Origin of the sequence: Aurantimonas sp. A2-1-M11 (genome assembly GCF_036549475.1) — a bacterium.
In the GTDB taxonomy this organism is placed as follows: domain Bacteria; phylum Pseudomonadota; class Alphaproteobacteria; order Rhizobiales; family Rhizobiaceae; genus Aurantimonas.
Window position 1 is genome coordinate 1 of the sequence record NZ_JAZHLI010000088.1, and the last position, 12,299, is coordinate 12,299.

General features: G+C 61.6%; 10 protein-coding genes and 3 pseudogenes. 9 read left to right on the forward strand and 4 right to left on the reverse strand.

The window, feature by feature from the left end:
* A partial coding sequence (locus tag VQ042_RS22630; protein ID WP_331822556.1) for a hypothetical protein occupies nt 1-462 on the forward strand: 462 nt, incomplete at its 5' end.
* A gap of 4 nt (nt 463-466) precedes the next feature.
* Here the strand turns inward: VQ042_RS22630 and VQ042_RS22635 are convergent.
* Nucleotides 467-1,813: a hypothetical protein gene (locus tag VQ042_RS22635; RefSeq protein WP_331822557.1), complete on the reverse strand. Its 1,347-nt coding sequence runs from the start codon at nt 1,811-1,813 to the stop codon at nt 467-469.
* The gene (locus VQ042_RS22640; protein ID WP_331822558.1) at nt 1,813-2,718 is read right to left on the reverse strand and encodes a hypothetical protein; all 906 of its coding nucleotides are present in this window, start codon (nt 2,716-2,718) and stop codon (nt 1,813-1,815) included. The genes VQ042_RS22635 and VQ042_RS22640 overlap by 1 nt, the downstream gene beginning before the upstream one ends.
* Before the next feature lie 264 nt (nt 2,719-2,982).
* Between VQ042_RS22640 and VQ042_RS22645 the strand changes: the two genes are divergently transcribed.
* On the forward strand, nt 2,983-4,023 hold the full coding sequence (locus VQ042_RS22645; protein ID WP_331822559.1) for an IS110 family transposase: 1,041 nt from the start codon (nt 2,983-2,985) through the stop codon (nt 4,021-4,023).
* Between the two features lie 268 nt (nt 4,024-4,291).
* Here the strand turns inward: VQ042_RS22645 and VQ042_RS22650 are convergent.
* Nucleotides 4,292-4,438, reverse strand: a pseudogene (locus VQ042_RS22650) (IS3 family transposase); the annotation flags it as partial.
* 70 nt (nt 4,439-4,508) lie between these two features.
* Between VQ042_RS22650 and VQ042_RS22655 the strand changes: the two are divergent.
* Nucleotides 4,509-5,508 (forward strand): annotated as a pseudogene (locus tag VQ042_RS22655) (IS110 family transposase).
* A gap of 240 nt (nt 5,509-5,748) precedes the next feature.
* Here the strand turns inward: VQ042_RS22655 and VQ042_RS22660 are convergent.
* Nucleotides 5,749-5,874 (reverse strand): annotated as a pseudogene (locus VQ042_RS22660) (IS3 family transposase); the annotation flags it as partial.
* A 402-nt stretch (nt 5,875-6,276) separates the two neighbouring features.
* Between VQ042_RS22660 and VQ042_RS22665 the strand changes: the two are divergent.
* The 6 genes from VQ042_RS22665 (at nt 6,277) to VQ042_RS22690 (ending at nt 12,109) form a co-directional block, all read left to right on the forward strand.
* A complete protein-coding gene (locus VQ042_RS22665; RefSeq protein WP_331822560.1) occupies nt 6,277-7,401 on the forward strand; it encodes a glycosyltransferase in 1,125 nt (374 codons plus the stop codon).
* Between the two features lie 259 nt (nt 7,402-7,660).
* Nucleotides 7,661-8,053, forward strand: coding sequence for a putative colanic acid biosynthesis acetyltransferase (locus tag VQ042_RS22670; RefSeq protein WP_331822561.1), 393 nt, complete (start codon nt 7,661-7,663; stop codon nt 8,051-8,053).
* Nucleotides 8,050-8,742, forward strand: a complete 693-nt coding sequence (locus VQ042_RS22675) for an FkbM family methyltransferase (RefSeq protein ID WP_331822562.1) — start codon at nt 8,050-8,052, stop codon at nt 8,740-8,742. Before VQ042_RS22670 ends, VQ042_RS22675 begins: the two co-directional genes overlap by 4 nt.
* Before the next feature lie 3 nt (nt 8,743-8,745).
* Nucleotides 8,746-9,543 (forward strand): aldo/keto reductase, encoded by a 798-nt coding sequence (locus tag VQ042_RS22680; RefSeq protein WP_331822563.1) that lies wholly within the window; start codon nt 8,746-8,748, stop codon nt 9,541-9,543.
* Nucleotides 9,537-11,189 carry an FAD-dependent oxidoreductase gene (locus VQ042_RS22685; RefSeq protein WP_331822564.1) on the forward strand — a complete coding sequence of 551 codons (1,653 nt, stop codon included), beginning with the start codon at nt 9,537-9,539 and terminating at the stop codon, nt 11,187-11,189. Before VQ042_RS22680 ends, VQ042_RS22685 begins: the two co-directional genes overlap by 7 nt.
* Nucleotides 11,186-12,109: a glycosyltransferase family 2 protein gene (locus VQ042_RS22690; protein ID WP_331822565.1), complete on the forward strand. Its 924-nt coding sequence runs from the start codon at nt 11,186-11,188 to the stop codon at nt 12,107-12,109. Before VQ042_RS22685 ends, VQ042_RS22690 begins: the two co-directional genes overlap by 4 nt.
* Nucleotides 12,110-12,299 lie beyond the last annotated feature (190 nt).

The window sequence follows — 12,299 nt, forward strand, 5'->3', positions numbered from 1 at the left end:
ACTCTGATCCGCCTCCCGGAAACACCGTCATGTGGCGGGGATGGCGACGGCTCATCGACATCCAGATCGGAGCCGAAATCCACCAAGGCCGAACTTATGGGTAATCGCAAGCCACGCCGGATGGTTACCTCAGGAGCTCGTGCAACGCGGTCCAAGCCGGATGGTTACGGCAAGGCCGATGGTGCGGATGAAGAGGCCGAAGCGGATCTTTTGGTGCGCGAAGACGTGCTCGACGGCGGCCAGAATGGACAACTGGACGCGCCGTTCTTGCTCTGTCGTTCCAGATGCTCGGAGAGCCCAGAAAGCGACCGCTGCTCCATCGATCTGCCTCCATGTCAAGACGGACGAGTGAACCACGAAATCACCCGCCAGGCGAGTTCTCGCGGGCCTCCATCTACGCTCGCTGGTCGCGCGCGGCCGGGATCGAAGGCTTTCAGCGCCTTCTTTTTCGGCAGACACTGACGGTTTACCGACCTCCCGTAACCCAATAGGGATGCTGCACGAGTCGTCGCCTTTTGCCGAACTCTTCCCGCGTCGACACAATTAGGCATCCCAAAGCGACAGGAAAAAAGAGACGCACGGCTTGTGGGGGGCTGAAGAAGAAATGCCAGAACATGAGGAGTGTAAAGAAAGTCACAGCTGGTAAAAGAATTCTTTCTGGAGAACGAGGTAGTCGAGAAGCCATCGTTGATGCTGAAATCAGAAGCCGTAACATAGCTGCAAATCCAAGAAGTCCTGACCATACCCAAGTAGAACCTAAGAGAGAGTGGACGGGAATAAAGCCTAGGTAGCTTTCTCTCTCTACGGATTCGAAATTATAGCTTCCCGTTATTACCTCTCTCATATATGTGAATCGGTAATCCTTATCGATTGCCCAAGAGCCCCAGCCAAAAATGGGGCGTTCGGCGATAGCGGAGGGTATGACCAGCCATTCGGATCGTCCCTCAATTATGAGCTCAAAGGGGTTATAAGGGTCTTCCATGCGCGTAAGCTGCTGGCCATTGTGCCCTAGCGGGTTATTGGCAAAAGTGTAGTCTACGTAAGCGACATAGGCGCTATAACTTAACGCGGTCGCGGCGACACCGGCGATCAAGATTTGCCCCATTCTTGGCCGGAACCGGAAATAAATGGCGACAAGAGTCATGGCGGATAAGAAGAACACCAGTCCACTGGACCGAGCGTCAAATACAAAATAGCCGAGACTTGCTGAGACAAGGACAACTGCGGCGGTCAACAGGTTCTTGCGGCCGAGCCAGCATGCAATAAGAAGGATCGCTGGTGTAAGGAACGGGTCGACGCGGACTTTGAAGAAGTTGGTATCCGCCGTGAGAGACGCAAGTTCCAGCGCAACCTCAGAAAACCTGTCACCGTAGAGGGGTTCTCCGAGAATGCCCTTGGCAAGTGCGGTGGCGGCGAGGAAACTTAACAGCGCCTTGGGGTTCTGCGCGGTGACAGAGACGACAAACAATAGCGAGATCCCACCCAAGATCGGTGTTGCCATGTTTCTGGCCGAGTCGAACAGCCCGGTGCCGTTCCATAGATCGGCAAGGATAATGGCAGCGACCCAGAGGGAATAAGCTCCGAAAATGCTGCGGACCATGCGATGACGCCGATACGCGGACTTCCATGGCAAAATCGGCAGGCATACCAACGCGACGATCTCTCCGCCATATAGCCGAACTCCGACATCGAAGGAGACAGCCCACCCTGCGCCGAAAAGAGCCATTAAGATGTGAGGCCAGAAAGGGCCCCGCGAAGTTTTTCCCTGCGCGTGACTGTGCGCGAAATGGATGGAAGTGGCAGCGGTCTGCATCACTTGTCTCCAGCTTCGGCGTGCGAAAATATGCCGAAAATGCATTGTCTGATCGCCCCGGCCAAAACCTCCTGCCCGCTTAGGGACGGGTGAATTCCGTCGCGATAGTCGGCCGTGGATCGGATCAGCGGCATCTCGTCCACGATCGGGGCTTCCCCTGCCGCTTCCGTTATGGCCGAAAACCCTATGTCCCAGAGCCTCTGCTCGAATTCCAGCCGAGACGGGTGCAGGACGAAACAAACTGGTAGCGGCATGGCGGCCAGCTTCTCGACCGCTGCGATCGCATCGGGCATCACCGGCGATGCGGGGGCAGCTTCTGGCGCGCCCGCGGCTCCGCCGAAAGACGGCAGGTAACGGGGAAGGTATCGGCGGACCCCCTCTGCAATGGCGGACATCGGTCGCTCCACAGGGTGCGTCGCGGGGTCCAGCGGGGCGAAGGTTGGGACATCACCGGCATCATGACTGGAGAGCACGACGACGAGCATGTCAGCATCGAAGAGACCGAATTCGTCGATGTAGGCTGCCATATTCTGCGGCCCCCAACTGCCTGCAGATGCATTGAGGACGCGCACGCCACCGGTGGAAAGAATGTTTGTCGCCAACTCCGAATGATCGGTCAGGTTGCCGCCATTCGGGACAGAATCTCCCACCACCAGGATGCGAAATTCTCCATCAGGCTTCACCGCAGGGAGTGGCTCGCTCCGCATCCCATATTCGTTGATCAGCACTCGGTTTCCAAAACGATCAACGTCTTGGTTCGGGGCAAACATATACTCAATGGTCGGATGAGCGACCGAGAGCGGCGGTGTTCCGAGGCCTAAGCCAAATCGAGCGAACGCTTCAGCTCCAGCAAGAGCCGCCACGACCAGCGATGCGCCGAGGATGATGAGAGTAAGTCTTCGCATCTTAACGCCTGCCGATCTCGCCACTCTTTTCGTCCGACCCATAACACAGCACTCGTCCCGTTAAAGCCATCGACAGGAGAACCACAGGCGACGCACCCCACAGGGGCGCGCTTTCGCGAGCCTTAGGGGAAGGGGATGACGGCCGGGTCGTCCAGCTACGACGCGGCGCCGGCGGCGGGTGGAGCTCAGATGGGATATTCGGGGCGCCGCGCACGTCGCACACGTTGCAGGATGGCGTCCTCACTCTTGGCTGGAGCCTTCGCCATGTCACAGCATCATTACCATGTCGGTCTCGACATCTCCGTTAAAACGACAGCGATCTGTATCGTTGACGCTCAGGGCCGCGTTGTTCATCGCGCCGTTGTGGAAAGCGACCCGGTGCCCATCCGCGATCATCTTGTCGGACTCGGCCTCGCCCTCAGCCGGATCGGTCTGGAAGCGGGCACGCTTTCGGCATGGATCTATGCAGGCCTAGTGGAAGCGGGACTTCCAGCCATCTGCGTCGAGACACGCCACATGCACGCCGTGCTGTCCGCCCGCATCAACAAGACGGACCGCAACGACGCGCTCGGAATTGCCCAGATGATGCGCGTCGGGCTGTTCAAGCCCGTTCATGTCAAAACGTTGGCCTCCCAGCAGCGACGGCTGCTGCTCACATCCCGCAAGCTTTTGCAGCGCAAGGTCTACGACATCGAGAATGATCTGCGCGGCCAGCTCCGCAACTTCGGCCTGAAGGTCGGAATCGTGGGAGCTGCCGGGTTCGAGTCTCGTGTCCGTGATCTGATCGCCCCGCTTCCGTTCGTGGAAGCGGTCCTGGTACCGCTCCTTCAAGCTCGTTCGTCCTTGCGGACCCAGTTGACCAAACTGCACAAGATGCTGCTCGACGAGGTCCGGTCCGACCCGATCTGCCGGCGACTGATGACGGCGCCCGGGGTCGGTCCGATCGTGGCGCTTACCTATCGCGCCTGCGTCGATAACCCCGCCCGTTTCAGCCGGTCCAACTGCGTTGGAGCTCATTACGGGCTGACGCCAAAGCTCTACCAGTCCGGGGAAACGGCACGGCATGGTCGGGTCTCGAAGTGCGGCGATGCGCTGATGCGGTCGTCCCTCTACGAGGCGGCGTTGGTGCTGCTGACGGGCGCCCGCGGACGCTGGAATTCGTTGAAGGCCTGGGGTGTGGCGGTAGCCAAGCGAAGAGGTATGCAGAAGGCGATCGTGGCAGTCGCCCGCAAGCTCGCAATCGTCCTTCACCGCATGTGGCGGGACGGAGTAGACTTCCGCTGGTCCGCCGCCCAATCCGCCTGACGAAGCAGGAAAGGCAGCGACGACCACATCCAGCTTCTCCCTCGCGGGAGAAGGTCCCTGCGGGGACGACGGGAGCGGGCGAGACCGGGGAAACTAGTGCGACAGCTCAACGCTGATCGCGCGGCTCAGATGGCTCCGCCCACTCCTTCTGATCCCATCATGAGGCGACGCGATCGTCGACCTCGGAGAGAAGCAAGAGCCCCGCAGGCACCATGCAGTCCGCGACGGAAGAAGATTCAAAAGGAGAGTTGACCGATGAACCCCGAATAGAGAAGAAGTTTCCCGAGGCAGCCTCTCGAAGGATCAGCTTCTCCAGCGGGAGGTCGGACGGCCTTGCGCAGCCGATCGCTCTCCTCTCCAGATCCTTCAGACGCTTGACCTGACTGCCTCTCAGGCCGCCAAACTCCTTGCGCCAGCTAATGGCATGGACGGCTCTCCCTCATGGGTCGCAAACTGAGGCTTTGCCGACCGGAGGGAGGCATGAGATGACACTCGACATCCTCAATTTCGACCTCGCCAAGAACGTCTTCCAACTCCATGGCGTAAACGCGAGCGGCCGCGTCGTGCTGAAGCGACGCGTGATGGGCGATCAGCTTCTCGAAGTGACAGCGCAAACCCAGCCCTGCACGATCGTCGTCGAAGCCTGCACCGGTGCCTTCACCTCGGCCCGCAAGTTTGAGGCGCTCGGACATCGGGTGAAGATCATCAGCCCGCAGTATGTGAAGCCCTTCGCGCGTCGGCAGAAGAACGACGGCAGCGATGCTGAGGCGATCTGCACCGCTGCCTGGCAGCCCCACATCCCTCTGGCGCCGAAGAAGCCGATCGAGCAGCAGGACGTCCAGGCTTTGCACCGGGGTCGCCAGCGCATGGCCAACCATCGCACAGCCGTGGTTAGCCAGATCAGGGGCCTTCTGCTCGACCGCGCTTTGGCGATGCCTAAGAGCATCACCTGTGCCCGGCGGTTGATGCCCGACATCCTGACCGACTTCAGCCACGAGCTGACGCCGATGGCCCGCGAGACCATCCACGAGCTCTACGATCTCCTCAGCGATCTCGACCGCCGCATCACATCGTTCGACAAGAAGATCGAACGGGTGTTTCGCAAGAGCGAGCCTTGCCAGCATGTCGCCAGAATCAAAGGCGTTGGTTCGAAGACCGCCACGGCCATCATCGCGGCCGTCGGCAACGGCGCCGAGTTCAAGAGCGGCCGTCATCTCGCGGCTTGGGTCGGCCTGGTGCCGCGCCAGTTCTCAGGCGGCGATCGACCGTGCTGATGGGCATCCCCAAGCGCGGCAATTAGCATCTGCGCAGCCTTCTAGTCCATGGCGCCAGAGCCGTGGTGAGAGCCTGCGCGAACAAGACCGACCCACTGAACCAGTGGGTCAACCAACTTCGGGAGCGACGGGGCTTCAACCGGGCACGGTTGCCGTCGCCAACAAGAACGCGCGGATCATCTGGACCGTGCTTCGCCCGGGCGAACCATAGCGCCGCTGCCCGAAGAGCCTGCCCATCATGACTGCTAGCTGACGGAGAAATGAGACGCGCAGGTCGGACCGGCGCGCAAAGAGCCTGATTGCTATCAAGGCCTACCAGCTGTAGAGGCGTGCGGGAGCGGATTTGCCATTTGGGCGCCCCGGCACAGGGTGACGCCGGATAGATGTTTGCAACAGACCACGCGGATCAGATCAAAGCCTGCTTGCAACGGGAGAGCCGTCCGTAGAGATTGTAGGTGAATTGCCTCACGCCGATCGCGCACACCGCCTCGGCACCCGGACCGCCTTGCGAAACCAGGACATTGACCTGCCGGAGCTTCGCGACGATCTCCTCCGGCTTGTGCTTCTTTCGCGGCATTCTCTCGTCCTCCAACGGCTCAAAAACCATACCCGAGGGAGGACCACTGCGTGGGGGGCAGACCAGTAGACCATCTGGAAGCGGCGGTAAGCCTACGTTTGATGAACTTGCCGAATGACGCGCTGCAGGTTAAGAATCTGGTGTTCGATGATATAATCCGTACGGACCATTTCCATATGAAAGCTGTTTTCCGAGATTTCTCAAATCTTGCGCACCCGTTCTCTCAATTTCAGACTTGTGCGATTGAATTGATTAACTGGACGTTTGATCAGAAGATCGTGGCTCGGGGCATCGCTATCGTAGTATCATGCATTAACATTGCTTGCTCTGCGCGCTGGCACGTTGGCGTCCGCCCTAAAGGGAGCAACGTCATTCAATTGTGCCGTCAGGACCGTAGTTAAAATGCTCATCTGCCGACAGATTGTTGCCTCGGTTGATGACGAGGCGGCGGGACCAAGTTACTCCGTGACCGCTCTGGGGGCCGCGCTCCGCAGGCGCGGCGTTGATTGTGCTGTGATGGCTGTTGGGCGGCGCTCTCCCGAACCGGGGCTGCAGATTTTTGATCAGGACATGGCGCGGATGCCGGTGGCGAGCCGGCTGATGGTGTCGGGGGGGTTAACGCGGGCGTTGGACGCCGCGGCGGAGCAGGGGGCAGTGCTACATTGCCACGGGCTGTGGTTGATGCCCAACATTTATCCCGCACGTGCGGCACGCCGGCACGGCGTGCCGATGGTGGTGTCTCCCCGGGGGATGCTGGGTCCCGAGGCGATGGCCTTCTCGACCACCCGGAAAAAGGCTATGTGGTGGCTTATGCAGCGTCGCGCCTTGCAGAGCGTACATTGCTTTCATGCAACCAGCGAAGCGGAATTGAATGACGTCCGACGCATGGGACTCACTGCACCAGTAGCGGTGATCCCGAACGGGATCGACATTCCTGAGGGCGATCCAGCACCGGAACGCACGGTGCTGCATTTGGGCCGGCTGCACCCGAAAAAGGGCATTGACCGGCTCGTCGCGGCGTGGGCGCGTGTGGCGCCACGCCATCCCGATTGGCAGATGCGCATCGTCGGCCCGTCGGAACAAGGCTTTCGCGACGTCTTGAAACGCCAAGTGCGCGAGTTGGGCGCGCCGCGGGTGACCTTTGACGTGCCGCTTTATGGCGCCGCAAAATGGGATGCCTACCGCCGGGCTGGGCTGTTCGTGCTTCCCACGTTAAACGAGAATTTTGGAATGGTCGTCGCCGAGGCGCTGGCTACCGGGGTGCCCGTAATCAGCACCAGGGGCGCGCCCTGGCCGGGGCTGGAGACGAAGCGCTGTGGCTGGTGGGTCGAGCATGGACCCGAAGCGATGGCAGCCGCCCTGGACGCGGCGCTGTCGCTGCCGGATGCTACACGCGCCTCAATGGGAACCCGGGGCCGCGAATGGATGCGCAGCGACTTCGGATGGGACGGAATCGCGTCGCAGATGGCGCGAGTCTACGCTTGGTGCTTGAGGGAGTGCGACCGACCCGACTGCGTGGTCGAATGACGGGATCCGGCACGCAGTTCGGCGCAGCCACCAATCGCGCCACCCAGGGATGGAGCCGCTGCCTGAGAACGGTCCGTGCCTATAAGAGATCGATCCTATGACTCGACTTTTTGTTCTTGCCCGGGTTACCTGGCGGGATAAGTTGCGCCGCTTCGGTTGGGGCATCGTCCGATGCCTCCTCTATCGGCCGACTCCGATCGCTCTTCACGGGTGGCGCCGTTGCATCTTAGCCGCTTTCGGCGCCCGCATCGAGGGGCGAGTGTATGTCTACCCGGACGTGACAATCTGGGCGCCCTGGAATCTTCACATGGCCGCGGAAAGCTGTCTCGGCCCCGGGGTGACGTGCTACAATGTAGCTGTTGTGCGGCTGGGCCGCGGAGTGACCGTCAGTCAGCGCAGTCATCTGTGCACTGCAAGCCACGATTTCAACGATCCCGGTTTTCCACTGACGGGCGCGCCGATCACGCTGGAGGACGGAGCGTGGATCGCGGCGGAGGTGTTCGTGGGCCCCGGCGTGACCGTGGGCGCTCAGGCCGTCATCTTGGCCCGTGGGGTGGTCGTGCGCGACGTGCCCGCCGGGTCCGTCATGGGCGGCAACCCTGCCCGCCATCTGCGCGACCGCACCGCCTTCAAAGGACAAACGATATCGTGACTTGGCAAACGAACCCAGCTTTCATCGGTCTGCGCAACATTGTCCGCAAGACGGGTCTAAACCGCCGTCTGGCAGGGTTCCGTGCTGGGGGCGGCTACGAGCACGCCTTTGACGATGCGCTTTCCGCCGCGCTCAGGTCCGGCGACGTTGTATGGGATGTAGGAGCCAACGTTGGCTATTACACAAAGCGCTTCTCCGAGGCCGTGGGGCCTGACGGACATGTGGTGGCTTTCGAGCCCTTCCCCGCAACGGCCGAACGGTTTCGCGCACAAATGCAGGGCATAGAGAATTACAAACTGCATGTGTCGGCGCTAGGGGCCGAGGCAGGCAGCGTCATAATGCAGGCCGGTAGCGACGCTTTAGGTGCGACCAGCCGGATCATTGAGCATGGCGAGCACGGGGTTGCAATCCGGCTCGAAACTGGTGACGGCCTCTTGGAGAAAGGCGACGCCCTGGCTCCGAACCTCGTGAAGATCGACACAGAGGGGTTTGAGTTGGAAGTGTTGCGCGGAATGACGAAGCTGCTCAAGTCGTCCAGATTGCGCGGAGTCTTCGTCGAGGTCCACTTCGGACTGTTGGCAGATCGCGGGCAGCCGCACGCTCCGGCCGAGATCGAGCGCGTTCTGAAGGCGGCCGGACTCGCAACGCGCTGGGTTGGACCCTCCCATATTGCCGCGGAGCGTGGCTAACCGATGCGTCGCTTGGACTTGCCCGGCACGGACCTTAGCGTCAGCCGTTTCGTTTTCGGAACTGCAAGCCTGCACCACGTAGGCCGCCTGCCGCTTCAGACGGCCCACTTGGAGGCCGCCGCAGTCGCCGGCTTTACGCATTTTGACACTGCGCCACTCTATGGCTTCGGCGGGGCCGAAAGCGCGTTCGGCGCGGCGTTTGGCAGTGATTCGGCATTCACAGTCGCAACGAAAGTGGGGCTTTATCCGCCGGGTGGTATTAGCCGAGGACATACTACTATGTTGGTGCGGAAGGCTGGCGGCAAGCTGTGGCCGGCGCTGTCGCGTGCAGTTGTCGATTTGAGCGTGGCAAGGGCCCAGCGCAGCTTTGAAGACAGTCTGCGACGATTGCGCCGCGGACATGTAGACTTGCTGCTGCTGCACGATCCCGCCCCTGGCCTGTTACGCACTGAGGAATGGCAGCGCTGGCTCGTGGCCGAAAAGGACCGCATCCGACATGTGGGCGTCGCTGGTCCGGCGGAGATGGTGGCGCCCTTCCTCAAGGACGGCGGCGCGCTGGCGCAAGTAATTCAGGTGCGCGACGGTCTACAAACACGCGAGGCCGACATTGTAACCCGATTGGGCCGATCTTTACAACTCACATATGGCTATTTCACGTCCGGGGCCGGCGGGCGCTGCGGGGCGCAGATTCTGACCGGTGCACTGGCCCGCAACCCCAGTGGCGCCATTGTCGTTTCGACACGGTCGCAGACAAGGTTGTCGGAATTTGGCAGGGCTGCGGCGCAAGAGGCGCCATGCTGAGGTCACTCGACGCTTCGGGCCCGGACATGCCGGTGGAGGCCGACGTGATTGTGGTCGGCGCTGGTCTCGCAGGCCTATTCCTAGCAGACGCGCTTGTAACGCGGGGCCTACGGGTGCTGGTGCTGGAAAGCGGCGCCGAGACGCAGGATGGTCAGACCCATCCCCTTAACGCTGCCGAGATGGATGACGTCCGCTACTTCGGGGCGGAATACGGGCGCTTTCGTTGCTTGGGTGGCACGTCGACGCGGTGGGGGGGGGCACTTTTGCCCTATCTGCCGGAGGATCTGGGCCCACATCCCTGCGGCTGGCATGCCGGATGGGGGATCGAGCCTCAAATGCTGAATCAAATGTTGCCTGCGGCAGAGTCTGCCTTCGGCGTCACGGCGGAAAGTTACGAAGGCGCGCCGCACGGATGTGGGGATGATCTGCTGCACGGGTTCCTGCCGCGGCAGCCAAAGTGGCCGACGTTTCGCAACCGCAGCACCGCCAACTTGTTCGCGAAGCGCATCCGGCGCGACCCGCGGATCGACGTCTGGACCGGCGCAACGGTAACGGGGATCGATCTGATGATCGACCGGGTTGAAGGGGTTAACGCGCAAAGCCGGAGCGGCCATCGCCTGAAGGCGCGCGCTCCGGTCGTGGTCTTGGCCGCAGGCGCGATCGAGACGACTCGGCTGCTGCTGCTGCTAAATCGCGCGCAGGACGACCGACTCTTTCCGCTGAACTCGCCTCTGGGCAGGGGCTTTCACGACCATCTTTCGGCTCCCATCGCTGATCTTGCCGACATCGACCGAAGACTGATTACGCGAATGTTTGGTTTTCGCTTCGTTAAGGGCGGCCTCCGTAATCTGCGGTTCGAATTGGGTCCTGCGGCTCGCACCGAGGCGGGTTTGCCTGCTGCCTTCCTGCACGTGGCCTTCACGCGCGATCCCGAGAGCGGCTTCGAAGGTTTGCGCGGACTGTTCCAGGCGGCGCAGCGGCGCCAGTTGCCCCAGGCGTACGATGTTCGTCGGATCCTAGCGGACCTGCCGTGGTTCGTTCGCGCCCTCTGGTGGCGAGGGGTCGAGCGGCGCGTCTATCCGCCCTCAGGGTCGGACTTCGAACTACATCTGGTGACAGAACAGGCGCCGGAGCCAGCGCATCGCATCATGCTAGCTGAGAGCGCTACAGATGCCTTCGGGCTGCCGCGGGCGCGAATTTCGTGGCGGATCGCCGAGGCGGACATTGCCCACTTCCGGACCGTGGCCGCCTTAGCGGTCGAACGCTGGCACGCCGGGCGGTTGAGTGGGATTGCACGGCTCGAGCGACGACCGGAAGCCCGAATCGATGCGATGTTGCGGTCCGGCGGCGGCATCTACCATCCGGCCGGGACTACACGCATCGGTCCCACCGCCGATACCGGCGTGGTCGACGCTGCACTGAACGTACACGGGGTGCCGGGTCTGCGCGCGCTGGCGACGTCGGTCTTTCCCACAGTCGGCGGAGCGAGCCCCAGCCTGGCGCTTGTGCAACTGGCGCTCCGCATGGCCGAGGGTATCGCTACTGCGGCCGCGGCCGCGCCTTATCGCAGAAGTTTAGGTTGTCCCGACGAGAGACAGGCGGGTTTTTCCGAGCCGGCCTCGGTCAATCTGGGCGCTCTGCTTTGACCGAGGCCGCAACCGTACCGCGCCTGACTGTTGTTATCTTGACCATGAACGAGACGAAGCATATCGGACGGGCGTTGCGGTCGGTCGCCCCTTTTGCTGACCGCTGCATTGTTGTTGACAGTGGCTCGACCGACGACACCGTTGCTCAGGCGCAGGCGCTGGGGGCCGAGGTGTTTACCCATCCTTTCGTTAACCAGGCGCGGCAATTCAATTGGGCGCTGGACCGGCTGCCCGCCGATACCGGCTGGGTGTTTCGCCTGGATGCTGACGAGGTCGTATCAGAAGCGCTGGGGACCGAGATTGCTAAGCGCCTGCCCGACCTGCCTGACGACGTGGCAGGGCTTACCGTTCCACGGCGTATTTCCTTTCTGGGTAGACCGATCCGGCACGGCGGGCTGTTTCCGGTGCATATCTTGCGGCTGTTTCGCCTGGGCCGCGGCCGCAGTGAAGACCGCTGGATGGATGAACACATCGCCGTCGCGGGCCAAGTCGTTGCATTGCAGAGCGAACTACTGGACGACAATCTCAATCCGCTTGGCTGGTGGATCGACAAGCACAACCGCTATGCTAGCCGCGAGGCAGTGGAGTTGCTGAACTTGGACTACGGCTTCACGCCACACGAGAAACCGGCCGACCTGCGTGGAGGGCAGCAGGCCAGTGTCAAGCGCTGGCTGAAGGAACGCGCGTACGCACGCCTACCCGGTGGGCTGCGGGCCCTTGCCTATTTTCTCTACCGCTACGTGCTGCGGCTGGGCTTTCTAGACGGGCGTGAGGGTGCCGCGTTCCACTTCCTTCAGGGGCTGTGGTACCGCTATCTAGTCGATGCAAAGCTGTACGAGGTGCGGCTGCACATGCGCCGCACCGGGGTCGATGCCGTCACTGCTATCCGAGAAGTGCTAGGGATAGACCCGCTGCGCTGAGCGTCCCCGTCCATTCACCGGCCCGAAGCGCTGAACGAATGCCACGCTCAATTCACAGATCCAGGCCCTCATATCAAAGTAAGCCCACGCGGTGTACCGCCTTCACAGCGTTCGCCGTATCGGTGAAGTCCTAGGAATAATCCTAGGAGCAGCACTATGACGATAGCAAAGTTCGAGGTGATTACCGGCG

What these genes read in the sequence shown, in the direction of transcription:
- VQ042_RS22635 (WP_331822557.1), bottom strand. Translation starts at nt 1,813, where the DNA reads ATGCAGACCGCTGCCACTTCCATCCATTTCGCGCACAGTCACGCGCAG.
- VQ042_RS22640 (WP_331822558.1), bottom strand. Translation starts at nt 2,718, where the DNA reads ATGCGAAGACTTACTCTCATCATCCTCGGCGCATCGCTGGTCGTGGCG.
- VQ042_RS22645 (WP_331822559.1), top strand. Translation starts at nt 2,983, where the DNA reads ATGTCACAGCATCATTACCATGTCGGTCTCGACATCTCCGTTAAAACG.
- VQ042_RS22665 (WP_331822560.1), top strand. Translation starts at nt 6,277, where the DNA reads ATGCTCATCTGCCGACAGATTGTTGCCTCGGTTGATGACGAGGCGGCG.
- VQ042_RS22680 (WP_331822563.1), top strand. Translation starts at nt 8,746, where the DNA reads ATGCGTCGCTTGGACTTGCCCGGCACGGACCTTAGCGTCAGCCGTTTC.
- VQ042_RS22685 (WP_331822564.1), top strand. Translation starts at nt 9,537, where the DNA reads ATGCTGAGGTCACTCGACGCTTCGGGCCCGGACATGCCGGTGGAGGCC.